General features: G+C 28.2%; 21 protein-coding genes and 1 pseudogene. 8 read left to right on the top strand and 14 right to left on the bottom strand.

Annotated features, from left to right (window positions below; genetic code table 11):
* Positions 1 to 7: 7 nt before the first annotated feature.
* The 11 genes and pseudogenes from LW893_RS04660 to LW893_RS04610 form a co-directional block, all read right to left on the bottom strand.
* Entirely contained in the window at positions 8 to 1,735 is a 1,728-nt protein-coding gene (locus LW893_RS04660) for a DUF2207 family protein (RefSeq protein WP_233056070.1), read from the bottom strand.
* 74 nt (positions 1,736 to 1,809) lie between these two features.
* Positions 1,810 to 3,258, bottom strand: a complete 1,449-nt coding sequence (gltX, locus tag LW893_RS04655; protein ID WP_233056068.1) for a glutamate--tRNA ligase — start codon at positions 3,256 to 3,258, stop codon at positions 1,810 to 1,812.
* Positions 3,259 to 3,866: 608 nt separating this feature from the next.
* A complete protein-coding gene (locus LW893_RS04650) occupies positions 3,867 to 4,628 on the bottom strand; it encodes a class I SAM-dependent methyltransferase (protein ID WP_233056067.1) in 762 nt (253 codons plus the stop codon).
* 164 nt (positions 4,629 to 4,792) lie between these two features.
* A complete protein-coding gene (locus LW893_RS04645; RefSeq protein WP_233056066.1) occupies positions 4,793 to 5,650 on the bottom strand; it encodes a transglutaminase-like domain-containing protein in 858 nt (285 codons plus the stop codon).
* Between the two features lie 530 nt (positions 5,651 to 6,180).
* Positions 6,181 to 6,870, bottom strand: a complete 690-nt coding sequence (locus LW893_RS04640) for an esterase (protein WP_233056065.1) — start codon at positions 6,868 to 6,870, stop codon at positions 6,181 to 6,183.
* Between the two features lie 142 nt (positions 6,871 to 7,012).
* Positions 7,013 to 8,044 (bottom strand): PTS transporter subunit IIC, encoded by a 1,032-nt coding sequence (locus LW893_RS04635; protein ID WP_233056064.1) that lies wholly within the window; start codon positions 8,042 to 8,044, stop codon positions 7,013 to 7,015.
* A 242-nt stretch (positions 8,045 to 8,286) separates the two neighbouring features.
* Positions 8,287 to 9,243, bottom strand: a pseudogene (locus tag LW893_RS04630) (IS30 family transposase).
* A gap of 381 nt (positions 9,244 to 9,624) precedes the next feature.
* Positions 9,625 to 10,434: an ADP-ribosylglycohydrolase family protein gene (locus tag LW893_RS04625; protein ID WP_233056063.1), complete on the bottom strand. Its 810-nt coding sequence runs from the start codon at positions 10,432 to 10,434 to the stop codon at positions 9,625 to 9,627.
* Positions 10,435 to 10,584: 150 nt separating this feature from the next.
* On the bottom strand, positions 10,585 to 11,058 hold the full coding sequence (locus LW893_RS04620) for a GNAT family N-acetyltransferase (RefSeq protein ID WP_233056062.1): 474 nt from the start codon (positions 11,056 to 11,058) through the stop codon (positions 10,585 to 10,587).
* A 17-nt stretch (positions 11,059 to 11,075) separates the two neighbouring features.
* Positions 11,076 to 14,297 carry an ABC transporter permease gene (locus tag LW893_RS04615; protein ID WP_233056061.1) on the bottom strand — a complete coding sequence of 1,074 codons (3,222 nt, stop codon included), beginning with the start codon at positions 14,295 to 14,297 and terminating at the stop codon, positions 11,076 to 11,078.
* 1 nt (position 14,298) lies between these two features.
* The gene (locus tag LW893_RS04610; protein WP_233056060.1) at positions 14,299 to 15,003 is read right to left on the bottom strand and encodes an ABC transporter ATP-binding protein; all 705 of its coding nucleotides are present in this window, start codon (positions 15,001 to 15,003) and stop codon (positions 14,299 to 14,301) included.
* Between the two features lie 246 nt (positions 15,004 to 15,249).
* Here LW893_RS04610 and LW893_RS04605 point away from each other — a divergent pair, with 246 nt between their 5' ends.
* Positions 15,250 to 15,675: a hypothetical protein gene (locus tag LW893_RS04605; protein WP_233056058.1), complete on the top strand. Its 426-nt coding sequence runs from the start codon at positions 15,250 to 15,252 to the stop codon at positions 15,673 to 15,675.
* Positions 15,676 to 15,710: 35 nt separating this feature from the next.
* Entirely contained in the window at positions 15,711 to 16,256 is a 546-nt protein-coding gene (locus LW893_RS04600) for a DUF6648 family protein (RefSeq protein ID WP_233056057.1), read from the top strand.
* A gap of 44 nt (positions 16,257 to 16,300) precedes the next feature.
* On the opposite strand, the gene radA is transcribed toward LW893_RS04600, so the two are convergent.
* A complete protein-coding gene (gene radA / locus LW893_RS04595; RefSeq protein WP_233056056.1) occupies positions 16,301 to 17,668 on the bottom strand; it encodes a DNA repair protein RadA in 1,368 nt (455 codons plus the stop codon).
* Positions 17,669 to 17,840: 172 nt separating this feature from the next.
* Between radA and LW893_RS04590 the strand changes: the two genes are divergently transcribed.
* Positions 17,841 to 18,995, top strand: coding sequence for an NAD(P)-dependent malic enzyme (locus LW893_RS04590; protein WP_233056054.1), 1,155 nt, complete (start codon positions 17,841 to 17,843; stop codon positions 18,993 to 18,995).
* Between the two features lie 243 nt (positions 18,996 to 19,238).
* Here the strand turns inward: LW893_RS04590 and LW893_RS04585 are convergent, their stop codons facing one another.
* The gene (locus LW893_RS04585) at positions 19,239 to 20,417 is read right to left on the bottom strand and encodes a M20 metallopeptidase family protein (protein ID WP_233056052.1); all 1,179 of its coding nucleotides are present in this window, start codon (positions 20,415 to 20,417) and stop codon (positions 19,239 to 19,241) included.
* Positions 20,418 to 20,501: 84 nt separating this feature from the next.
* Positions 20,502 to 21,182: a YczE/YyaS/YitT family protein gene (locus tag LW893_RS04580; protein WP_233056051.1), complete on the bottom strand. Its 681-nt coding sequence runs from the start codon at positions 21,180 to 21,182 to the stop codon at positions 20,502 to 20,504.
* 316 nt (positions 21,183 to 21,498) lie between these two features.
* Here LW893_RS04580 and dnaX point away from each other — a divergent pair, with 316 nt between their 5' ends.
* The 5 genes from dnaX to LW893_RS04555 all read left to right on the top strand — a co-directional run bounded on the left by dnaX (position 21,499) and on the right by LW893_RS04555 (position 26,270).
* Positions 21,499 to 23,145 carry a DNA polymerase III subunit gamma/tau gene (dnaX, locus tag LW893_RS04575; protein ID WP_233056050.1) on the top strand — a complete coding sequence of 549 codons (1,647 nt, stop codon included), beginning with the start codon at positions 21,499 to 21,501 and terminating at the stop codon, positions 23,143 to 23,145.
* A 38-nt stretch (positions 23,146 to 23,183) separates the two neighbouring features.
* Positions 23,184 to 24,329, top strand: a complete 1,146-nt coding sequence (locus tag LW893_RS04570) for a serpin family protein (protein WP_233056049.1) — start codon at positions 23,184 to 23,186, stop codon at positions 24,327 to 24,329.
* Between the two features lie 254 nt (positions 24,330 to 24,583).
* A complete protein-coding gene (locus LW893_RS04565; protein ID WP_233056048.1) occupies positions 24,584 to 24,925 on the top strand; it encodes a YbaB/EbfC family nucleoid-associated protein in 342 nt (113 codons plus the stop codon).
* A gap of 2 nt (positions 24,926 to 24,927) precedes the next feature.
* The gene (gene recR / locus LW893_RS04560; RefSeq protein WP_233056047.1) at positions 24,928 to 25,536 is read left to right on the top strand and encodes a recombination mediator RecR; all 609 of its coding nucleotides are present in this window, start codon (positions 24,928 to 24,930) and stop codon (positions 25,534 to 25,536) included.
* Positions 25,537 to 25,559: 23 nt separating this feature from the next.
* Positions 25,560 to 26,270: an AzlC family ABC transporter permease gene (locus tag LW893_RS04555; RefSeq protein ID WP_233056046.1), complete on the top strand. Its 711-nt coding sequence runs from the start codon at positions 25,560 to 25,562 to the stop codon at positions 26,268 to 26,270.
* The last annotated feature ends 5 nt before the right edge of the window (positions 26,271 to 26,275 follow it).

The following is a 26,275-nucleotide window of genomic DNA, read 5'->3' as shown; positions in this document are numbered from 1 at the left end:
TACCCAATTATCTACTTCCACCACCGGAACCTCCACCAAAGGAGCCTCCGCCTCCACCGATACTTGAGAAGCCTCCGCCTCCTCCTGAAGATCTTGAAACACTTCTTGAATAAGCATCTATGAAGTTATTAGAGAATACATGTGAGTAAATCATAGCTGAATGCAATGAGTAAACATCTACATCGTAATTTTCTAAAAATTCTGGTGATAAATTCTTTAATTGTTTTTCAACTTGATCAGCAACATCAAACAATGTCGCATAAATCAATAAATCTTTCCAAACTTTAATTTCTTGAACTTCTCTTTCACTTAATAGAGAGAAATCTTTCAAATAATTATAGTATTTTACTAATTTCGCAGTAAATTCCTTACCTTTTTCATTGTAAGTGTAAGTATTCTTATCTCTATTATTCTTTACAAGCAAGTCATTTTCTGCTGCATAAGTTACAGAATCTTTTCTAAACTCATCTTGTAATTGTCTGAATTGAGTTTGATTATGTGTCTTTCTTAAATAATTTGTAAATTCATCTTCTTGTAATATTCCATCGTCTCTTGCAGCTTCAATAACCATTTCAAATAATTCTCTCTCATTTTTAGTCTCAAAAGGATAATCTTTTTTATAGTCAATTTTTAGAGAAAGAATATCTTTCTTAAATATGAAACCTTTTTGTTCAGTCATTGGAATTAGAAGTTTTGTTTGTATCCATTTTAAGAAATAAGCTCTAATTATAGCCTCAGGTCCATCAAAACCAGCACATTTTAGAATATGGGAAAGTCGCCACCATTCTTTTTCTGGAACATCTCTATAATATTGTCCCTTTAAATCAAATTTCTTATATCCGCCTTTGAATTTCTTTTGAGCTACAGCTTTTGAACCAAATGCTATACATACTATTAGTATTATTAATCTAACTATAGTTTTAACTGGAAATACAGTTTTTCTTTTCTTACTAATTCCAGTGTTGTTAGTGTTTTTAGTATAGCTTGAGCCTTGAAATGCTTGATCTTGATAATAAGAAAAGTTTCTACTTATTTTTTCTCCTGTTGTGAATTCACCCTTATTGATTTGAATTAAAACAGTTACATAATTTGATCTTGAAAGACTTGTTAAGCTTTCAAAAACAATATTTCCATTATCAAAAACTATCTTACCCTTATTCCCAAAAGCCCAAATCTTGGAATTTGTATTGTCAAACTTTCCTTCTTCCTTGGTGATAGTAACTTTAACCTTTTGAGGTGGTGCTTCTAAATCATCATTTACAAACTTCCAAAAAACCATATCTGAATCATTTAAAAGTTTTACAAAATTTGTAACTCTATAACTTAATTTAAAAGTTTTTCTTTGATAATCTCCAAAACCAAAGCAAAGTTCATAACCATTTGAAGTTTTTACAACTCCAGATTTACCAGCTTTTTGTTGTCTAGTCTTTTTAACATCCCATTTTGATAAACTCTCATACGGAATTTCTCCCGAATCAGTTATTTCAGAAACATTAAAATTAATTATTTCACTTTTTCCTAAATTATTTATAGGAATATAGTATTCTGTACCCTTTGTTGGATGATAATCCATAATATTTTCGATATCAGCGCTGCCGTCCTTATTAATTCTAACAGTTATTTCATTTTTATATAAAGTATCTGCATAAGAATTGTTGGACTGAACAACGAATAATCCAAGTAATATTAAAGAAAACACAAAAATTCTTTTTACAAAATTTTTAATATTTTGCATAATTCTATATACCAACTTTCTTTAAAATTTACAATTTACAAAACTAAACTTGCAATTATATAGATGAAGAAATTTTATTTTAATCTTCTTAAAATCTCTTCCTTACCTAAAATTTCTAAAATATTAGAAAGTTCAGGTCCATGAACTTGACCTGTAAGTAATGCTCTAACCGGCATATATAAGTCTTTTCCTTTAAATCCTGATGCCTTTTGAATTTTTTTCATAAATCCTTTGGCAATTTCTTCGTCTATTTCATCAATTTGAGATAATTCTTCTTTAATTTTTTCTTTTAAGATTTCTATATGTTCAACATTTCTCATTTCAACTGCTTCTGGTTCAACTTCAACATCTTCAAATAAAAATCTTGATTGATCAACAATTTCAGGAAGTCTTGAAATAGATTCTTGGAAAGTTTTTGTAATTAGCTCAAGTCTCTTTTCACAAACATCTTCCTTGATAAAACCTGCTTCAACTAAATAAGGTTTAACAAGTTTTGCAAGTTCAGACACTTCCATTTTTCTAATATATTGAGCATTAACCCAGTCTAATTTATCTACGTCAAAAACACCACCTGATTTTGACACTCTTTCAAATGAGAATTGTTTAACCATCTCATCTAAAGATAAAATTTCTTCATTACTTTCTGGACTCCAACCTACAAGTGCTAAATAATTTACTAGTGCTTCTGGTAAATATCCTTTTAATCTGAAGTCTTCAACTGAAGCATCATCATTTCTCTTAGATAATTTCTTTCCACTCTTATTTAAAACTGTTGGTAAATGAACAAAAGTAGGTTTTTCAAAACCTAATGCTTCATAAAGATAAATATGTTTTGGAGTAGATGAAATCCATTCATCCCCTCTTACAATGTGAGTAATTCCCATTAAATGGTCATCAACAACAACAGCAAAATGATAAGTTGGGAAACCATCAGCTTTAATTAATACTTGGTCGTCCATATCATTTGTGTTAATTGTAATTTTACCTTTAATAACATCTTCAAAAACAATATCTCTATTTTCTGGTAATTTTAATCTAATAACATAATTTTCACCATTTGCAATTCTCTTTTTAGCATCTTCAATACTAATACCTCGGCAAAGTCCGTCATATCTTGGAATCTTTCCATCAGCTTTTTGTTGATTTTTAATGTCATCAAGTCTTTCCTTACTACAGAAACAATAATAAGCATAACCTTTTTCAATAAGTTCTTCAGCATATTTATTGTAAATTCCCTTTTCAACTCTTTCAGATTGGATATATGGACCACATTCACCAATCTCTGTAATATTATCATTTTCGTCAAGACAAACACCTTCATCTGCCTCAACACCTGACCATTTAAGTTCGTGAATTAAATTTTCAATAGCTCCTTCAACATATCTAGTTCTATCTGTATCTTCAATTCTAAGCAAAAACTTTCCACCATTTTGCTTAGCATATAAATAATTATATAATGCAGTTCTAAGTCCTCCAATATGTAAATATCCTGTTGGACTTGGTGCAAAACGTAATCTTACCATTTATAAATACCTCCTAAAAAATGAACATTTCCTCAACATAATTATATATCAAATATTTTTATTTGTAAAGAAATACTATTTTAGAATCTTCCAAACTAAAGCTTTTTTAAAAATGGTAAATATAATACTAATGGTAATTTATGAGATCTCTCCACTACGGTCGAGATGACGTGTTGTGGGCTTTACTTGTAAAGTTGCTAAGACGTGAAATATTTAGTTTCATATAAAATTTTTAATAATTATCAATTTTTTTCAAGTACTTAGCATATTTTTTTAATTTTTGAAGATTATTTACTTTTTAATGTCTTTCCATTAAACGAAGGTTTCTCCTTATACTTCATCTTGAGCAAAACGTAGTGTAGTCAATCTAGCCCTAACTTTGCTTGTTTACAAGCAATAGTAGGTCTGACGCAAAGATTGTTCAAATCTTTGATTTGAGTACAATCGACTGCGAAGATCTCATAGTTTTACTTGTAAACAAGTAAAACTAATTGTATCGCAGATACATAAAAAAGACGGTATCTCTATCTTCAAAAATTTCAATCTAAAAATTTCAATTTTTCGATATTTTTTCCCATCTTTTATTTATTACTAAACTTATAATTTAACTATTTCTTTCTTGCAACAAAATAATATCTGTGAATTCTACCTCTAATTACTCCTTCTTTTTCAAGAATTTCCTGTGCTTTGAAGAGATTTTCTTTATACTTTTCAACTTCGAAATAAGGAAATTCCCAATCTATAATCCTTGCAAACCAAACTAGAGCACCAACATCATAAAACTCTATCGGTCTATAAGCTTCTGCTTCTTCAACAATCTCAAAACCATTTTCTATAAATTCTTCTTTTGAAATATTCAGATAAGCTTTAGGAAATGGAATATCAACATCTCCTATTAAAAGTTTCACTAATTCTCTGTCATTTTCTGCACCAACCTGTTGTGTAAGAAATAATCCTCCACTTTTAAGAACTCTTTTAAGTTCATTAATATTATATTCACCATGTCTATTTGTAATAATATCAAAATAATTATCTTTAAAAGGAAGTTCATCACCACCATCGGCTGGTTTAAAATCTATTCCCAAAGGAATAAGTCTCTCCTCACATATCTTAATATTTGGCTCATATCCTTCAATTGCTGAAGTATGTTTAGGATTTAGTAGAAAAGATAAAAGAAATTCTCCACCACCTGTTTCCATATCCAACAAATAATCACTTTCTCTTAAATAAGATTTTATAACGCTTCCAAAATCCCATGGGAGATTATCTTCTTCTCTATATCTTTCTCTAATATGAGAAAAATCCCAACCCTTAATATGAGCAATGTCCTGCTCATGCAACCATTCATTTAAAAGTGTCTTTTTATCCATATATTTCTCCTTAAATATCTATTTTATTTATCTAACAATTGAATTATCCGTCATCAAATTAGCTATATGATGAGGAATCATAGAAACTTGCATTGACATTTCAACATGATAATTTTTCTCCAAAAATATTATATTTAATTAAACAAATAAGGATTTGTTAAACTCTATAAATTTAACAAAACTTTGTCAATATCTAATAATACCTTTGATATACAATTTTTTAATTCATATAATGTATCTGTGTTAAATTTGCTTGGAATATCTAATTCGAGATATTCTTCACTCCATTGCTCATTATCCCATATACTAGTAGAAGTTTTACAAGAAAAACGGTATTTTTGTTTGCCATTAGATATAATACACATTACAGGAATTGTTCCGGATTCCTTTGTATATTTTTTATAATATGCATATATCGTTTTATTTTTTTGCTCATCTAATATAAGTAGAAAAAATACACTTTCTAATACACTATCTGATTGCTTGATAATTTCTTCGTGAATCCACGGAGCATATAACAAACCGGCAAGTAACTCATTGCCATATTTATTTGCCACACTCACCCAATAGCTCTCTTCTTTTTTCATCTTATCTTCAAAATCATCAGGTGATAACAATTCATATTCTTGATGTTGGCAGTTAAAACCATGCCATTTTCTATATGGTAATGTTGCTTCTATTAGAATCCATTTATTATTATCTCGAACAGCAACACATATATGGTCTTGTTCATCTCCATAACAATCTTTATGTATATATGCATATTTTGCTTCATATCCTAATTTTTGAAATACTGAAACCAATAAATTTGAATAATCACCGCAAGTTCCAGCATGCATTGAAATAACATCTAAATCACTTCTTTGCAAAGGAAAAAACGGAGCGTTTAATCTACTGTATTTTACATTTTTATCAAGCCAATTAAATAGTTCTTCACATACAGCTTTAATACCACTTCTATCCTTAATGTTTTTTTGGATAAACTCATCTATCACTTTATCATCAGAATGAATATATGTCATTTTGCCTCTCCAACACAAATCCTTAATCATAATCTTACAATGCCTATACCTTATACTTTACTTATAATCTCACAAATTTAATTATATTATACCACTTGTTAAAATTCTAATCTATAAAAATTTAAAAGAGAGTGACTTATCACTCTCTCAAATAGTTTTTTGCTTGCAAATTAGAAAAATTATACAAAAATGTAGATTAATCGTTATTAGAGCTTTATAAGATCTCTCCACTACGGTCGAGATGACGTGTTAGGGGCATTACTTTATAAGTTGCTAAGACGTGAAATATTAATTTTCATATAATTTTTTAATAATTATCTATTTTTTCAAATAGTTAGCATATTTTTATATTTTTAAAGTTTATTTACTTTTAACGTCTTGCCATTAAACGAAAGTTTCTCCTTATACGTCATCTTGAGCGAAGTCGAAAGATCTCATAGTTTTACTTGTAAACAAGTAAAACTAAATGTATCGCAGATACATAAAAAAATAATTCATAGAAACAAAAAGACGGTATTTATACCGCCTCTTTATATATTCTTAATACACCATACAAAACCCTTTGCCAGTCTAATATCTGAATCTTGAAAATGTCCGCCGCTATTCCATTCCAGAATTGTCTTAATTCCTCTGTTATTTAAAACTTCTTCTTGTTTTTGTATAGCCTTTCCTACTCTAGCCATTGTCTTATTTTTTGTTTTTTCTTCCTTATCTCCTAGACTTAAATAAATCACATTAGATAAAGGACTATTTTTATCTATAAACTCTTCCCAACCGTTAAACCACACAGAGGGAGAAGCTCCAACAATCGCATTAAAACTACTTGATTGATAAGAACTCCATAGTGAAAATAAACCAGCTAACGAATATCCCCCTAGAATCAGTGGAATATCATTTTTAATTTGATATTTTTCACAAATAAAATCAATCAAAACATCTTCTATAAAAGAAAGAGTGTTCTTTGCACCATCTCCAAACCCATCTTTACCAAAAACTGCAGGAGCATTCCAAGGAGATAAATCATTATTCCAATTGGAAATTTTAAAAGCAATAAACAAAAAGTCTTCTCCCACATCTTTTGAAATTAATTCTACTTCTCTATCTAAAACCTTAATATCATGCTCATCAACAGGTTGTATCAAAATGTATTTTGGATTTTCACAAGAATAAGCTATACATCTTGTATCATTAACATTTAATTTTTCTTTTTTATAAACCATTTACAATCCAGCCTTTCTCTAAACTAAAATTATTATTCTAATATTTTTTCTCATAATATTTAGTTATAAAAAACATAATAATTGGAGAACATACAATTGAAATTATCAAAAGAAAATAATTTTATAAGTTTATTTTAAATAGTTATGCTAGTTTGTTTTTAAAGTCAAGTTTTAAATCTCCTTCTTTTATCCAGCCACATTTTTTTAAAGGATAGTATATAATTAAATTTACTATTGCAGGTAGGATAAAGTGCATAATTAGTACTATGAAAAGTAATTTTAAAAAATTATAATCTTTCATTGTTATAAAAGTAGATATTTGACCAACTAAACCGCAAGTTCCCATTCCAGCTCCTATTGGAGAGTTTTCAAGTCCTAAAATAACTGTTGAGATTGGTGCTAAAATAATTGAGCTTAGAGTTGGTGGTATCAAAATTTTAGGATTTTTAATAATATTTGGAACTTGTAGCATACTTGTACCAAGTCCTTGTGCTACTAAACCTTGAACGCCATTTTCTTTAAATGATATAACTGCAAAACCAATCATTTGGCAACAGCATCCTATTGTAGCTGCACCTGCAGCAAGTCCAGAAAGTGATATCATCATGCAAAGTGCAGCAGATGATATTGGAAGTGTTAGGACTATTCCAACAATTGCCGATACAATCATTCCCATAATAAATGGAGCTTTGTTTGTTGCACTCATTATTATTTGTCCTAAAGAAATCATAATTTCATTTATAAAAGGTCCTATTAGATTAGAAACTAAAATTCCTACAAGGACTGTAACAACTGGTGTTATTACAATATCAATTTTTGTTTCCCCACTTATAAGCTTTGCAACTTCAACACAAATTAAAGTTGCAACAAAAACTCCCATAGGTCCTCCTAATTTATCTGCTCCAATTCCAACAACGCAAGAAGAAAATAGTATAAGACGTGGAGCTTTAAGACTGTAAGCTATTGAAACTGCTATTGCAGGACCTGTTGCATCTTTTGCTAAAGGCCATATTGTTTTTGATAAAAATTCTATATGACAAACAGAACCTATTGTATTTAAAATTGTTCCTACTAAAAGTGTTGCAAAAAGTCCAAATGCCATAGAACCAAGAGCATCGATAAAATATACTTTTGGAGAAAGCGTTATACCCTTCTTTTTTAAAAAATTTTTCATAATTTTATCCTTTCTAAATTGAATTTATAAAATTAATACTAATTAAAAAACTACTATCTTAAAAGATAAAAACATTTTAATTAATTTTAATTTTTATAGTGAATATACATAAAAATCTAAAATTTTATATTAAACTCATCGCCGTAAAGTAATTTTATCATTTTTTAACAAAAAATTCAATAGTAAAAAAGTGTTTTAATAAAAATAAAAACTGACCTTTTATTACAAATTGCAAGAATAAGTTAGCCAATTGAAAAAACTTCAAAAGGTGTTTTATAGTTAAATAGTTTTTTAGGATAATTATTTATCCAATCTTCAATAAATGCTACTCTTTGTTGAGTAGTATTTTTTGTTCCTTTTGGTAAAAATCTTCTTATTAGTCTATTATGGTTTTCATTACTTCCTCTTTCATAACTACTATATGGATGTGCATAATAAATATTTTCATAGTCAAACACTTCATATAGTCTTGCAAACTCTAAACCATTATCCGCTGTTATACTTTTTATTTCATACTCTTTTAATACTTCTTTTAATGCCTTGTTTACTGATTTAACTGTCTTATCTTCAATTAACCTTATTATTTCATATCTACTTTTCCTATCTGTTAATGTTAATAGACATTGTCCCTTTTCCTTTCTTAATATTACTGTATCTATTTCATAATGTCCTACTTCTTCTCTATTATTTATTTCTTTTAGTCTTTCTTCTATTGTTTTTCCTAATATTCTTACTCTTTTTACTTCCTCTTTTTCTTTCTTTTTTCTTTTTCTTGCATAATTTAAAACACTTCTTTTTAATCCGAAAAATCCTTTATTTATCCAATAATATATCGTTGATGTTGATATTTTCTCGTCTAACTTTGTTTTTGAAATCATTTAAGGACTGTGTTTATATTTTAAATAGTGTATTACTTTATCTCTGATTACATAATCAACTTTTAATTTCCTTCCACAATTTCTTTTGTTCTTATCATAAATTATTTGAGCAAATTCTGCTTTATATACTTTTTTAAATTTTCCATAAGTTGTTCTTTGAATTACTGATCCTCTTTTTATTTCATTATTTATTGTTTGATGATTTTTACTAAGTAATCTTGCTATTTCTCTATTACTTTTTCTTTCTTTTTTCCATTTCTCTATTAATTTTCTTAAATCTATTGTTAAGTGCTTATATTTTATGTTACAATTATTGTGCATCTCATTGAGGCTTATTTCTTTAGTTTAACTATAATTTTACCTCTTTTAGATGTTTTTTTCTATTTGTGGCTAACTTAATTTTACAATATACTATTATTTAAATATTATTGTATAAATCTAAAAGATAGTGATTTCTCACTATCTTAAAAATTTTTACTTACGAAAATAAAAAATTATACAGCAATGTAGATTAATCTTTATTAGAGCTTTAGGAGATCTCCAGATCAATTGTATCCAAAGATACAATTAGCCCGTCAGACCTACTTTTGCTTTAGCAAAAGTAAATGTATCGTAGATACATAAAAAAAGAATTATCATTTTACTCGTAAACAAAAAGACGGTATCTCTACCGTCAAATTGATTTTTTTATTTTTCACCTAATTAATAAGTTTTGAAAACATATTCTAAAAATTCTTCCAATTTCTTCACTACTTCTTTATCTAAACTTTCAACCCATCTTTTAGGAATATTATCAAAACCAAATTTTGCTCCAGCGATACTTCCTGCTATCCCTGCAATTGTATCTGCATCTCCTCCATGATTTACAGCTCCAATTATACAATCTTCAAAAGTTTCACTTTCACTCCAATAAATAGCATTGTTGAAAGTATTGATAACATATCCACTAGGTTTTAATAACTCTCTCTTTTCTAAATTTAAATTCTTTCCTAAAATATGAGCTTTTATAATTTCAGTATAATCCTTTAAAATATTTCTACAAATATCATTATTATGAGTAATATCACCCTGAATAAAATTAAGTTCTAAAGATTTTTCTGAATTTAAAATGGCACAAGGAAGAGCTCTCATAAGACTTCCATTTCCCAAAGCAGTATTATCCTCTGCAATATAATTTCCAGTCTCATCATAAAAAGCTATTGCTTTTCTACATTGATTTCCAATGTCCTTAGGGGCTGTATCATACCAAGACAAAAAACTATCAGCTACATCTTTTTTAAAATTCTTAAAATCATTTTTCATAAGAACTTCCATAACACAAATTGACATCTGTGTATCATCCGTAACCTCTCCAGCCATCAAATCAAGCCAACCACCACCAACTATATCAGTTAGCTCTCCATATTCACTTTTTATTTCATCCTCACTCATAAATTCAGTAGTCGCTCCCATTGCATCTCCAATTGCAAAACCGTAGAGCGAACCCTTTAACCTGCCTTTAATATTATTCATTACACACCACCATTATTTGTTTTGATAGACAATGTTTTTTTACAATTATTCCCAAATCAATTTTTTTATTACTTGATCTAATAGTTTATCGTATCCTATTACTTCTTTATCAACTATACTGATTATATCATCATATGTTTACTAAAATTTTTACAAAACCAATTCATAAACCAACAAATCCTCACTACTTATTAGCTTAAAATTGTTGTTTGTTGCAATTTTTTGTGTTGCTAATTGTCTTTTATCACATTCGATAATGAGTGAATGGATATTTTTAGTTTTTGCATAGTCAATTAATGATTTTGTTACTTCGTCTGCTATGCCTTGTCCCCAATAGTTTTGATTTAAGATAAAGCCTATTTCGTAATTTTCTTTATCGTATTCGTGAAAAATAACATGTCCTATTAGTTTTTTATTTTCTTTATATTCTAAGGCAAATACTCGTGGAGGATAAGACAGAGCGTTTTTGTTTAAAAATTCTTTTGTACTTTCTAAAGTGAAAGGCTCTTCAATGTATTCCATTACTTTAGAGTTACTTAATATCAGATATAATTCATCTGCATCCGAGTTTTTAAATTGTCTTATCCTACACCTTTTTGTCTCTATATCTAAAATATGTTCCAAGATTATAACTCCAGTTTTTATTCAATATCTTTTAACGATTCTATCATTGGAACTTTTTTAAGCATTATTTTTACTACAAAGTACACTATAAATGTGAAAAATAGTGTTATTAGTGCTGAGTAAATGTAGCTTATTAGTTTTACTTTGTTGAAAAATCTGATTGAGTCCATGGCTAGTTGTTCCATTATATTTATGTGTAAGCTATGGCCTACAAAGATTCCCAAAGTTATTCCAATCATTGTTAGGATTACTGTTTCTTTGTAAATATATTTGTCTATTTCTCTCGGATAGAATCCTAAAACTTTTAGTGTTGCAATTTCTCTTTTTCTTTCAGAGATATTTATATTGCTTAGATTGTATAAAACTACGATTGATAGGAATGCTGAGCAAATTACGATTAGCAAGATAATTGAGTTTACACTGTATGATGCATCGTCAATTGCTTTTTTTATTGAGTATATGCTTATTCCTTTTACTGCAACGGAATTTTTTTCGAGTTCGTGTATTACTTTGTCGACATTTTCTTTACTTCCGTCATTTAGTAATAGTAGTTTTGTATTTTTTACTGGCTTTTTGAAAAATGTTTGTTCATAAGTTTTTTCGTTCATTACAAAGAAGTTACCAACATGGTTTTCAAAGATTCCAGCTATTGCTCCTTTGTATTCTTTGTTGTTATTTATAAAGGTTATTGTATCTCCAACTGAAAGTGAAAACTTTTCGGCTAATTTTCTATTTATATAGATTCCGTCTTCAAGTGTTTCAATTTTTTTCTCTCCGTCATAAAGTCCAAAATATTTTGAAAATTCGTTTATTGTATCAGTTGTGAATACAGTTATTTTTTCGTCAAAACTTTTTTCTGCTTTTATATTTACTGTTGTTGTCGCAATATCAAAGCTTTCTTTTATGTCTTGATTTGACTTTATTTCTTCGTTAAACTTATCCAAGTCTTTGTCTAAAGCCATTGGATTATATATAATTGTTGCGCTAAATTTTGTATATTTTGAGTATTGTAAATCAGAAACCCCATCAAGGCTGTCCTTTATTCCAAATCCAAGTACTAAAAGTCCCATACATCCCATTACACCAATTATTGTCATTGTAAGTCTTAGTTTATATCTAAAAACATTTCTCAATGTAGCTTTTTGTAAGAATGAAAGTTCTTTCCAAATATATGGTACTCTTTCAAGGAAAACAGAATTTCCAGATTTTGGAGTTTTTGCTCTCATTAAGGATGAAATTTTTTCTTTTAAACTTCGTATGCAAGTTACATAGGATACAAAAGCTGTACAGATTATCGCTATTAATATTCCTGTAATTACAATTGTAGGATAGTAATTGTCAAATACTTTTGTGATTATTAGCGCTTTTAAATAAGCTCCGTAAACTAAAGGAGATATTATTTTAAAGCCTAAAACAGTTCCCACAGCACCACCAATTAAACTTGCCAATAGTCCATAGTAGAAATATTGTTTTGCAATATCAATATTACTATATCCTAAGGATTTCAATGTTCCAATCTGTACTCTATTTTCGTCAACCATTCTTGTCATAGTTGTAAGAGAAACTAGAAGTGCAATGAAATAGAAGAAAAGTGAGAATACATTTGAAACTCCGTAAATTCCCTTTGCTGCAAAATAAACTTTTGAAGTTGAAGATGCACTATACCCATCTTCAATACTATAAGTTGGTTCAATAAGTTTTGATAGGATTTCATCACCATCTGAGATTTTGCTTGTTGCATCAAGAATTTTTTCTTTAGCATCTTGCAAGTCTTCTTTTCCTTTATTCAACTTTAAGTTATTTGCTTCAACTTCTGCCCTTTTTTCAACTAATTTTGAATAGTATTCGTCAAATTTACTAAGTCCAATTTCTGTTTGCTTTTCTAAGTCAGATTTTTTAGCTTCTATATTTGTAATTTCTGAATTCAATTTTTCTTCAGCTTTTTCTATTTCGCTTAAAGCTGTTGAAACAGTTGTTTGATTTGTTTCAACTGTTGTTAAATTACCTTGAATTAATTCTAAATTCTTATTTAATTCAGCTAATTTACTTTCTATTTCAGCTTTTTTTGTATTGTATTCTTCAGCTTCTATTAAATTTTGAGAATAGCTGTTTTCAAGAGCGCTTAGTGTTTCTTTTACAGTTCCAATTGACGCTTCAACTTCCAACTTTGACTTTTCTAATTCCTCTTTACTTTTTAATAGAGTTTTACTTTTGTCACTTAATTCTATTTTATTTTTTGTAACTTCAGCTCTTTTTTCAAATAATTCATTTAATGCTAATCCAAGTTTTACTCTATTGTTCTCTATTTGATTTACAAAAAGGCTCTTTTGATAACTTAAGTCTGCAAAAGCTCTTCTTATATCTTTTTGTCCATTTTGTAGTTTTTCTAAATTTTGTTGTAATTTTCTTTCATTTGAGTTTATGTCTAATTGATTTTTATTTACCTCTTCTTTGCTATCATCTAAAATTTCTTTTTTTTGTGCATAGATAAGATTGTACACTTCAACTGATCTATTCTTGAAAAGATTTTGTAGCATCTGTTTTTTCTCGTTTTGGACTTGTTCAAACTTTTTGCTATTCTTATCCAAGTCGTTTAAATCTGTGAAAGTAATCTTTGCATGAGAAAAATAGCTAAAATCAAAAGTATTTTTTGAAATCATAGCTAAATATCCGCTTTCAGTAGTTCCAGATAATAATACTGATAAAACTTCTGGACTTTTGATAAAGCCTTTAACGGTAAATTTATTTTGTTTTAATTTTTTTACTTCATCTTTAAAGACTCCAAATTTTTCAACATCTTTAAAGTAAATTTCATCTCCGATTTTATAAGTATCTCTAAGCCTTTCGTCCAACAAGATGTCAGTATCAGTTTCAATGTCAGAGCCTTCAATTACTTGAACTGTACTAATTTTTTCAGGCTTATTTTCAACTGTAAAATCTATCGCTTTATTCTCATCTTTAAGAGAGATTGTATAACCAAATTCAACATCTTTTAGATTTTCTAAACTTGAAATTATACTTAAATCCTCTTTTAATAAGCCAAAATTTGAAGAGATTTTAAAGTCGTATAAATTACCTTCTTTGATGTGTTTATCAACGCTTCTTCTCATGATATGTGGAGTTATTTTTAGTCCTACAAAAACCATTACTCCAAGACCTATCATAAATACAATAGATAAAAATTTCGGAAATGTTCTAAAAATTGTTCTGTAAAAATTTTTAAACAATGATTTTTTCATACTACCACTCTATTTCTTTTATGTTCTTCGGATTCTTATTTAAAACCACTTTCTTTACTGTACTATCGTTAATTTCAATAACTCTGTCTGCCATTGGTGCAATTGCCATATTATGAGTAATTAAAATTACAGTCGTATTTGTCTTTTTACATCTTTGATGTAAAAGCTCTAATATTCTCTTTCCCGTATTATAATCTAAAGCTCCAGTAGGCTCATCACATAGAAGCAATTTAGGATTTTTACATAGAGCTCTTGCTATTGCAACTCTTTGTTGTTCTCCACCGGATAATTGACTTGGAAAATTATTTAATCTATGTGATAATTCAACAGACTCTAGAACTCCTGCAGGATTTAAACTTTCCTTTACGATTTGTCCTGCTAGTTCTACATTTTCTAATACCGTTAAATTTGGTATAAGATTGTAAAATTGGAAAACAAAACCTACATCATATCTTCTGTAATCATTTAATTCTCTTTTATTAAATTTACAAATATCTTTTCCATCTATAAAGATTTCTCCACTTGTAGCATTATCCATTCCACCTAAGATATTTAGGATTGTTGATTTTCCTGCCCCAGAAGGTCCAACTATTACACAGAATTCTCCATGCTCGATTTCAAAAGAGACATCTCTATTCGCAACTATCTCTGAGCTTTTTCCTTCATTATATTTTTTATACACATTTTTAAACTCAACAAAAGCCATAATATCCTCCTCTTTTGTATATATTTTAAAATTTAAAAAAATTCAAACTTACCTTATTTTACTTTAGCACAAAACCCGAAAAAAATCAAGAAATATATTTTTAATATCGTTTTCAAGAATATTTCAAAATTTAAATAAAAATATTTAATTTTCAAGTATTTCTATAATGTTTTTTTATAAATAAAACACTTGTATTATTTATATTAAAATGGTATAATGAGAAAAAACAATTAAGGGGTGGTTTATATGTTAAATTTTGTACTTGGTCCATCAGGAGCAGGAAAGACTAAATGGTTAATAGATAAAGCTAATGAAGAAGTGAGAAAAGGAAATGGAAATATCAATTTTATTGATACAGATGATTCTCATATTTTTAGCTTAGACCACAGTGTTAGATTAACAAACGCTAAAGAATACGGTATAGATACTCTTGATAAATTATATGGATTTATTTTCGGTATAGTTTCAAGAGATTATGATGTGGAAAAAATTTACATCGATGGTATCTATTCAATAATTGAACTTGACAGCGATAAGCTTTGTAAATTTAAGAAAGAAGTCGATGCACTTTGTGAAGATCACAAACTAGAAGTTTACATGGGAGTTAATATTCCTAAAGATCAACTTTGTGAAGGTGGTCAAGCAACTTGCGTAGAATTAAAGGTTGACTAGATTTAAAAAGCATCGTTAGGATGCTTTTTTTTGATATGAATATTCCAACTAAACAATTAGAAGTTTTTTTCAAAAAGAGAAATGATTTAATTTCTGAGCTTTCACAAGGAAAGATAGATAAAATTGCCTTTTTAGAAAAAAATTATGAGTTAATACAAAATTTAAATATGAAACCACTTTTAAATATATCTTCATTGGAAGAAGGAATGTATAATTACCAATATTACAACATTTTAGCGAAGTTTTTTAAACAAAAATCTCAATTATATTCAAATAATAAAAAAAAGCAAAAGAAATATAATGAAAATCTTATGAAGTCAAATAATTATTATGCTGAAAAGGATAAATATCTTTTTAGGATGATTGATTTTTTAGATAAGGATTCGTCAGAAGCATATTTTATAGATATGAATTCTAAAAGACTTAATAGTTCTCTTTTTGAGATAGTTGTAAAAGATGTTGAATTTGCAATATTCCATTCTATGAATGAGAAAATTTTAGAAAAATTGAATGAAAAAAACATATTTGTAAATGAAACTAGAATTTCAAAGATTAATGATTATGTTAATACAAATATATAAAGGTTGTGTAAATGAGCTGAACCCAAAAACACAACCTTTTCTTTTTAAGTATTTTTAAAAACTTTGTCGATAACTTCTTTTAGAGTTTTGGATTTTTCAACTTTCAATGTCTTTAAGTTCTTAGTATCCACTATATCATTAGAAATATATACTTTTTTGTAGCCCATTCTGTCAAGTTCTATTAGTCTTTCACTTAAATTTGGAACTTTTTTAAGCTCTCCAGTAAGTCCAACTTCTGCAATAAATACTGTATCTCTTGGAACTGCCTTATTTAAAATTGAAGATGCCACAGAAATTATAACTGCTAAATTTACAGATTGTTCCGATATCTTCAAGCCTCCAGTAGTCTTTAATATTACATTTTTATTGTATAGATTAAATCCTGCTCTTTCTTCTAAGATAGAAAGTAATGTATTAAGTTGATCTTTTTTTAGACTGTCTCCTATTCTTGCAGGATAATTCGTGAATGATTGTGAAACTAAGCTTTCAACTTCAACCACAAGCATTCTACTTCCCTCTTTCACAACGGATAAGACACTTCCACAGATGTCTTTTTCTCTTTGAGTTACAAAAAATTCTGATGGATTTTTAATTTCTAAAAGTCCGTATTCTTCCATTTTGAAAAGTCCTATTTCTCCAGTTCTTCCAAATCTATTTTTTGTACTTGTAAGAGTTCTAAGGCTTTCATCTGACTCTCCTTCTAAAAGCAATACAGAATCAACCATATGCTCTAAAGTCCTAAGTCCTGCCATTTCATCCTGTTTTGTCATATGACAAACAATAAATACTGCTCTTGGCTTTTTAGCGTTTTTTGCAAGTCTAACTAACTCATTTATACATTCGACTGTTTGAGTTGGAGAACCTGCTCTTGAAGGAATTGAGCTTAACATAACTGTTTGAATACTATCTAAGATAACAATATCAGCATCAACTTCATCAATTGAATTTAAAGCTTCATCCATACTTTGTGTTGATTGAATCCATATATTTTCAGGAATTTCTTTTACAATTCTATTTGCTCTTGATTTTATCTGAGATGAACTTTCCTCTGCAGAGATATAGACTGTTTTTACATTTTTACTTGCAAAATCTAATGACAACTGTAAAAGCAATGTACTCTTTCCACAGCCAGGTCTAGCAGTTAAAATATTTACACTATCTCTAACAATTCCTCCACCTAAAACACGATTAAGTTCTTCTATTCCAGTTATATATCTATCATTTTCATTAACATTTACATTTTTAAGTTTTTCAACTTTTCCCTTTGCAACAATTTTATCACTTGAGCTTTTTACGTCAGAAACTTCAATTTCTTCAATAGTTCCCCAGCTACCACAAAAACTACATTTTCCTTGCCAACCCAAAGACTCTTTTTTGCAATTTGAACATATATATTTTTTCTTAACTTTCATTTTAATCACCAACTATATTTTAATGTAAATATTTTTAAAAAGCAATAGCAGAAATTTTACATTTAATCCATTAAAAATTTTAATGATAATAGACTTCATAATTATATTGACTTTTAGAAATCTTTGTAGTATAGTAACAACGAATGAATATTTATCATAAAGGAGAAATAAAATGAATGTATACGAAAAAGCGTTGTTACTTCACGAACAATGGCAAGGAAAAATATCAACTGAATTAAAAGCAGAATTAAATAATGCTGAGGACTTAACTTATGCATATACTCCTGGTGTTGCTCAACCTTGTTTAGAAATAAGTAAAGATCCTTCTTTAGCTTATAAATATACAAGTAAAGCAAACACTATTGCTGTTATCTCAGACGGAACTGCTGTTTTAGGTCTTGGAGATATTGGTCCAGAAGCTGCTATGCCAGTTATGGAAGGAAAATGCTGTTTATTTAAAAAGTTCGGTGGAATAAATGCTGTTCCTATAGTTTTAGATACAATAGACCCTAAGGAAATTATTGCAATTATAAAGGCTCTTGCACCAACTTTTGGTGGAATTAATCTTGAAGATATTTCTTCTCCAAGATGTGTAGAAATTGAAAGAGCATTAATTGATGAACTTGATATTCCAGTATTCCATGATGACCAACACGGTACTGCAATTGTTGTTACTGCTGCTTTAATCAATGCTTTAAAATTAGTTAAAAAAGAAGCTAAAGATGTTAAAGTTGTAGTTTCTGGAGCTGGTGCTGCTGGATACTCAATCATAAAATTAATTATGATGTTAGGTGTTCAAAATGTAATTGCATTTGATTCAAAAGGTGCAATCAACAAAAAACATGCAGAAAATTATAATCTTGTAAAGAAAGAATTAGCTGAAATTACAAATAAAGAACAAAAGGATATGACAATGAAGGAAGCATTTGTAGGTGCTGACGTATTCATCGGTGTAAGTCAAAAAGATTTAGTTACTAAAGAAATGGTAGCTTCAATGAATAAAGATGCAATTGTATTCGCAATGGCTAATCCTCAACCTGAAATTCTTTATGCTGATGCAAAAGAAGCAGGAGCAAGAGTTGCTGCGACAGGAAGATCAGATATGCCTAACCAAATTAACAATGTAGTTGCATTCCCTGGAATTTTCAAAGGTGCTCTACAAGCTAGAGCAAAGAAAATTACTGATGAAATGAAATTAGCTGCATCAATTGGTCTTGCAAATATGATTCCTGATGATAAAATTAGAGAAGATTATGTAATAGTTTCTGCTTTTGAAGAAAATGTAGCTGATACAGTTGCAAAAGCAGTTGCAGAAAAAGTTAAATAGAATAAAATCAAAGTAAATCCTCAACAAATGTTGAGGATTTTTTGTTTACTTAACGATTTTTTTAAAATTATTTACTATTCACGTCAAGCTATTATACGAAGATTTTTCTTTGTACGTCATTTCGAGCGAAGTCGAGAAATCTCACATTTTTGTTGCAAACAAAAAATGAATGTATCGAAGATACATAAAAAAATAAATTTGAGAATACAAAATGGATTGTCTGTAATCGACAATCCATTTTTCTTAACTTAAATATTTAAAAACTGTTGCTAACACAGCTGACATTCCCTTGTAGAACAGACTTTCTTCAACATCAAATTTACTATGATGATGAGGATAAACTGTATCTTCCTTATATATTTTAGGATTTGAAAGCATAAAGTACGTTCCTTTTGCTCTTTGCAAGAAGTATGCAACATCTTCTCCACCCATACTTGGATCTTTTATTATTTCAACTGAATCTTCACCTAAAATTTCTTTTGTATTTTCTATAAAAAATTCAGTGAATTTTTCGTCATTCATTACTACAGGATACATATAGTGATATATTGTTTCTGCAGTGCATCCATAAGTTTTTGCTATTCCATCTGCAATTTCTTCAACTCTCTTTGCGATAAACTCTCTAACTTTTTCATCTAGAGTTCTAACTGTTCCTTTAATATAAACAGTTTCTGGAATTACATTATGAGCAGTTCCACCTTGAATTATCCCAATTGTTAAAACGGCATTTGAAATTGGATTTACTTCTCTTGAAACAATCTTTTGAAGTCCTAGCACAATTTCAGATGAAACAACAATTGGATCAGCTGAAAGATGTGGAGTTGCAGCATGTGAGGATTTTCCTCTTACATAGATTTCAAAAACGTCTGCTGAAGCCATTATAGCTCCTGCCTTTACTCCTATCTTTCCATATTCAATAGGAATTAAACAACCCTCATGAAGTCCAATAACCGCATCAACTTTTGGATTTTCCATACATCCCTCTTCAATCATAGGTAATGCACCTCCCGGACTTTCTTCTCCCGGTTGGAAAAATATCTTTACAGTTCCTTTTAGTTTGCCTTTATTTTCATTTAATATCATACAAGCACCTAATGCCATAGCTGTATGCCCATCATGTCCACAAGCATGCATATTTCCGTTTGTAGAAGCAAAAGGAAGTCCTGTTTCTTCAACAACTGGAAGCGCATCACTATCAGCTCTAATGGCGATACATTTACCTTCTTGTTCTCCATCAATTTGGGCTACAATTGCATTGCCATTTAATAACTTTTTATATTTTACTCCTATTTCGTCTAAAACTTTTGAAATATATTCCATAGTTTTAGGGAGTTCTAGTTCCAACTCTGGAATTTGATGTAAATCACGTCTAATTTTTATTACTCTTTCTTCTTTTTCTTTTACTAATTTTATTATATCCATAAAAAACTCCTTGTTTTTGATTGTATTTTTATAATCATATAATACCACTTTTCGCAATAAAAAAATAGGGTTTCCCCTATTTCATTATGCAATAACTTCTTTTTCAAATTTTTCTTCATGACTATTTACGTCTTGAACTAGTTCTTCCCCAACAACCTTTTTAAGTAATGGAGCCATAATTTTTCTGTTACGTTGAATAAAAGGTCCTACACTAAATGTTATAAGGATAGTTCCTACACCAACAACACTTCCTAGTAAATATCCCAAAATAACTAAAATTAAATCCGAAACAAATCTTACAGTTCTGTAATGAAATTTTGTTTTACCACTTATTAATTCAGATATACCATCTGTTGCTCCAACACCCAAGTCTGAAAATATATATACTGTAACTCCTATTGATATAACAAATGTTCCGATTAAACAAATTATAAGTTTATATATTAAATTTAAACTTTCTAAATCAAGCCAACCAAAAATTAAATTCATACCTTCAACGGTATAACCAATTATAAAAATTGCTAAAATTGAAGATATATTTATATATTTTTTATCAAAACAAAATATTACAATTAAAAATACAATATTAAAAATAACTGTAGACAATCCATAGCTTATTCCTAATTGTTTTGCCATTCCAAGTTGAAGCGTACTCGCAGGATCAGAGCCAAGGTTAACTTTTATTGTGAAAAATACACCGATTCCTAATATAATCATACCTATAATTGACATAATAACTCTTATAAACAATTTATCTTTCTTCATATTACCCTCTACTATCGGTTCCTTAATACTACCCTCTACTATCGGTTTATTTTATAAAAAAAAAGTTTGATTGTCAATGCTTTTATATGTATTTTTAAAGTGTTCAGTTTGTAAAGAACTTTGTTAATTTTAACAAAAATCATTTTATATCTTTATTCTACATTTTTATTTGTTATATGATATAATATTAATAGCTTTATGCCTAATGATAAAGCTATTAATATTTCATCATAGTTACAGCTATTTAGTTATCAAAAGGAAACTATGATATGATATAATATATACATAAATTAATAAAAATTATAGAGGTGAAATTTTGAAACAAGCTATTTATAGAGAGTTTAGACCGAAGGACTTTACAAGAGTTGTTGGTCAATCTCATATTGTTGAAATTTTAAAAAATCAAATAAAGACTGGTAATTTAGGACATGCTTATCTTTTCTCAGGAATTAGAGGAACTGGAAAGACAAGTTGTGCTAAAATATTTGCTCGTGCTGTTAACTGTTTAAATCCAAAAGACGGAAATCCTTGTAATGAATGTGAAAATTGTAAAATGATTCTTAATGACAAGGCTCTTGAAGTTGTAGAAATGGATGCTGCAAGTAATAGACGTATTGACGATATAAGGGAATTAAAAGAAAAAGTAATCTATCCCCCACAAATTGTAAAATACAAAGTTTATATTATAGACGAAGCTCACATGATTACAAATGAAGGCTTTAATGCTCTTCTAAAAATTTTAGAAGAACCACCAAAGCATTTAATTTTTATTTTGGCGACTACCGAAATTGATAAACTTCCAGATACAATTATTTCAAGATGTCAAAGATTTGAATTTAAGAGAATTCACAATTTAGATATTGTTGAAAATATTAAATATATTTTAAATAATCTAAATGTTGAAGTTGAAGAAGATGGAATTAATTTAATTTCTGAACTTTCTTCTGGTGCAATGAGAGATGCTTTAAGTCTTTTAGATCAAGTTGTAGCAACTGGAAAAGAAAAAATTACAGTTGAAGATATTAATGAATGTTTAGGACTTGTTAACTTAAATAAGTTATTTGAACTTTCAAATTCAATTTTAAATTCTTCAAAAAATGAAACTATTGAGACTTTTAGAAATTTAGTTGAAAACGGAAAAACTCCAAATAATATAATTATTGATTTAATTAAACATTTTAGAAATATAGTTTTAGTTAAGAGTATCAAAAAAGAACTTACAACTCTAAATGATGTTGAGTATAAGAGATATTTAGAACATTCAAATCAATTTAAAATGGATGAGCTTATATTTATATTAGAAAATCTTTTAGATGTTGAAGATAAGATGAAAAAGAGTGATATGCAAAATGCATTAACTGAACTTTTAATTATCAAGATTTGTTCATATAGAAAAGAAAAATCTGAAATGGAAAAGAGAATTGAAGCTCTTGAAAATATGATTAAGAGTGGAAATTTAAAAATTGAATCAAAAGAAGAAATTGTAGTAGAAAAACCAGAAGAAAAAGCTACTGAAGTAGTAGAAAATTTCAATACTGTTGAAACCGTTGAAACTGTGGAAAACACTGAAACTATTGAAACAATAGAAAATATTGAAACTCATGAAAATGCAGAAAATCATGAAAATATTGGAAATACAGAAATCTCTGAATCTTCTGATAATAATGAAGCATTATTTGAAAAAGTTGATTTAAGTTCTTTTAAAGATGTTTTAAAAACAACTATATTCAAAAAAACTATTTCTAAACTTTTTGACGAAAGTGTTAAAGAAATTTACTATTTCCCAAAAGAAGCTTTCTTACATATCAACTGTAAGGAGTATTTATTTAAGTTTGGAAGTTATAAATTAGATGAAAATCATAATTTTGTTGTACAAGATAATATTATTTTAAATGAATTTTTCACAAAAATTAATATGCCTGTTCATAAATCATTGACGGTTTACGCTAATTTTGTAGAATAATTTAAAAATATTTCTCAAACATTGAAAGGAGATGTCTTATGAAAAACTTATTAAAAACTATTTTATTATTTTTTGTTTCAATCTCACTAGCTTCTTGCTCAAAAGCTGAAAAGCCGTTTCCAGAAAATAGAGAACAAATTGTATTTAATAAAGATAAAACAAAAAATATAAACAAATTGAATTTAGAAATTTTTTCAATGCTAAAATCTAATAAAGGAGAGAATTTTGTCTTATCTCCCTTATCTATTCAAAGATGTTTAGATTTAATTTCTCTTTCTACTGAAGATAGAGAAAATTTAGAGTTTTTAAAGAATTATGATGATGCTCATCTTCAAAATTTAAAATTAAAAAATAGCAAATTAGCAAATTTAATTTTAATAAATACTAAAAATTTTAATGGAGAAACAAAAAATCTTAATTATGATAATGTTAAAACTGTAAAATCATCAAAAGAAGCAACTAAGACTTATCAAGATTTTCAAAAAAAACATCTTGAAGAAATTTTAGATAAAGCTGAATTTGATGAAAGTTTAATTACAAGTTTTATTGATACAGTAAACTATGATGCAAATTGGGATCAGAAATTTAATGAATCACTAACTAAAATGAGAGATTTTAAAAAGTTGGATGGCTCAGTAATACAAGTAAAAACCATGTCTAATAGTTTTGAAAATTCAGTTGCAATATCCGATGAAGAAAAAGAAGCTTTTTCAATGGTAGCAAATGATTCAAAAGTTTATTTTATAAAACCTAAAAAGAATGAATATTTTTCAGCAGAACAATTGCAAGAAACTATATACTCTTTAGAAAATAGTAATGAATCAGCTGAGGTAACTTTCTTTTTACCAAAAATAGATACAAAGACGGAAGTGGATTTTAAATCATTATTTTCAAAGATTGGTCTTGATAAGATGTTAAGTGGATATAAGTTGGAGAAATTACTAGGAAATACTGAAATTAAAGTATCTGATGCAAAACAAAACTCAATTCTAAAAATTGATGAAAACGGCGCAAAAGCAAAGACTGTAACAAAAATATCAAATAAATCAACTGCTGTTCCTGGCAAAAAACATTTAACTATAAAAATGGATAGTCCTTTTTATGTTATCATAGAAGATTTAGATGAAAAAAGTAATACAAATTTAATTACTTTTTCAGCCTTTATAACAGATCCAAGTAAGTAATAAATAAGTTTTTTCAAAAAAGACAATGTGATATTTTCAATATCTTCATTGTCTTTTTGTATTTTTATCAAAATGTAAAATTGCTTTAATCGGTTATTGTAAACGATTGATTTATCCTTAAAAAAATGTTAATATAAGACAAGATTTTTAAGGGGTTTTCGGAATTTTATGTTATTTTTTTAACAATAAAATTTAAAAATTAATGATTTTACTCATTGATTAATTGTGATATTTAATTTTTTTAGGAGGTATTTATGGCTAAAGGTGGTTTCCCTAAATTCGGTGGCGGAATGAATATGGGCAATATGATGAAACAAATGCAAAAGATGCAAAGAGAACTTGAAAATACGCAAAAATTATTAGATGAAGAAGAAGTTTCTGCAACATCTGGTGGTGGCGCAGTTGAAGTAACTGTTAATGGAAAGAAAGAAGTTTTAAGCATTAAACTTACTCCAGAAGTTGTTGATCCAGATGATATAGAAATGTTACAAGATTTAATTATAACAGCTATAAATGAAGCTAATAGAAAAGCTCAAGAAAAACATGATTCAGAAATTAATAAAATAACAGGCGGAATTAATATTCCAGGATTATAGAAATGAATAAGTATACTAAATCAATAGATGAAGTTATTCACTATTTATCAAAACTTCCATCTATCGGAAGAAAATCTGCAACTAAAATGGCTTTGAAAATTTTAGAAATGGATGATGATTTTACGATTGAATTTGCAAAAAGTCTTATAAATATGAAAAAGAATACTCATCACTGTAAAATTTGTGGAAATTTAACAGAAGATGAAATCTGTAATATTTGTTCTAATCCAAAAAGAGATAAGTCTGTTATAACTATTGTTGAAGATATGCATGGTGTTATAAGTCTTGAAAAGACTAAAGTATATAAAGGAACTTATCATATTTTAAATGGCCTTGTTACTCCAAGAGAAGGGATAACTTTAGACGATTTAAATGTAAATACACTTTTGGATAGAATTGAAAAAGACAATGTAAAGGAAGTTATCTTCGCTATTAGTCAAACAATTGACGGTGAACTAACTGAACTTTATATCATCGACTTACTTAAAAAATTCAAAGACCTAAAGATTTCAAAAATTGCAAATGGAATCCCTATTGGTAGAAGCATAGATAGCTATGATGAATTAACATTTTTAAAGGCATTAGAAGATAGAAGAGAGATTGAATACTAGGTTTCTAATGTTTGGGGGTAAATATGAAATCAAAAACTAATAAGTTTTTATCAGGAGTTCGTCATTCGATTCCTATATGGATAGGTTATATTCCTTCAGCGATTACTTTTGGTATTCTTTGTAATACTAATTCGCTGGGTTTATGTCATGCTTTTTTGAGTTCTTTTGTTTTATATTCTGGAGCTGCTCAATTTATGTTAGTAGGATTTTTAACGGCAAGTGTTCCTATTTTAGGAATTGCAGTCTCAGTATTTTTACTAAACACAAGACTTTTCCTTATGTCTGCTACAATTGGGGCAACAGTAGATAAGGTAAATCATAAAGCATTCCCTATCGTTGGTTGGTTATTAACAGATGAAAGTTTTTCTATTCTTTCATTTAACAAAGAAAAAGTAAATACATCTTTTACACTTGGAGTTCAAATTCCACCTTACTTTATATGGGGAATTTTTACACTAGTAGGATATTTTTTAGGCGACTTTTTGCCTAACAATATAAAAGTTGCATTCAGTGTTGGTCTTTTAGGACTTTTCATTGCCCTACTTGTTCCAAATGTAAGAAAGCATTTAGTAACAGTTAGAATTGTAATCGCAACAGCAATAATCTACTATATTATTTGTCGTTTAAATATATTTCCACTTGGATGGGATATAGTTTTTTCAATAATAATTTCTTCAATAGTTGGAATATTCTTAATTGGCGATGAAACATTAGAAGATAAAGAAGAAGAATAAAATAA

Source organism: Parvimonas micra (genome assembly GCF_021300775.1).
GTDB lineage: Bacteria > Bacillota > Clostridia > Tissierellales > Peptoniphilaceae > Parvimonas.
This window is presented reverse-complemented; position numbering and strand designations above follow the sequence as displayed.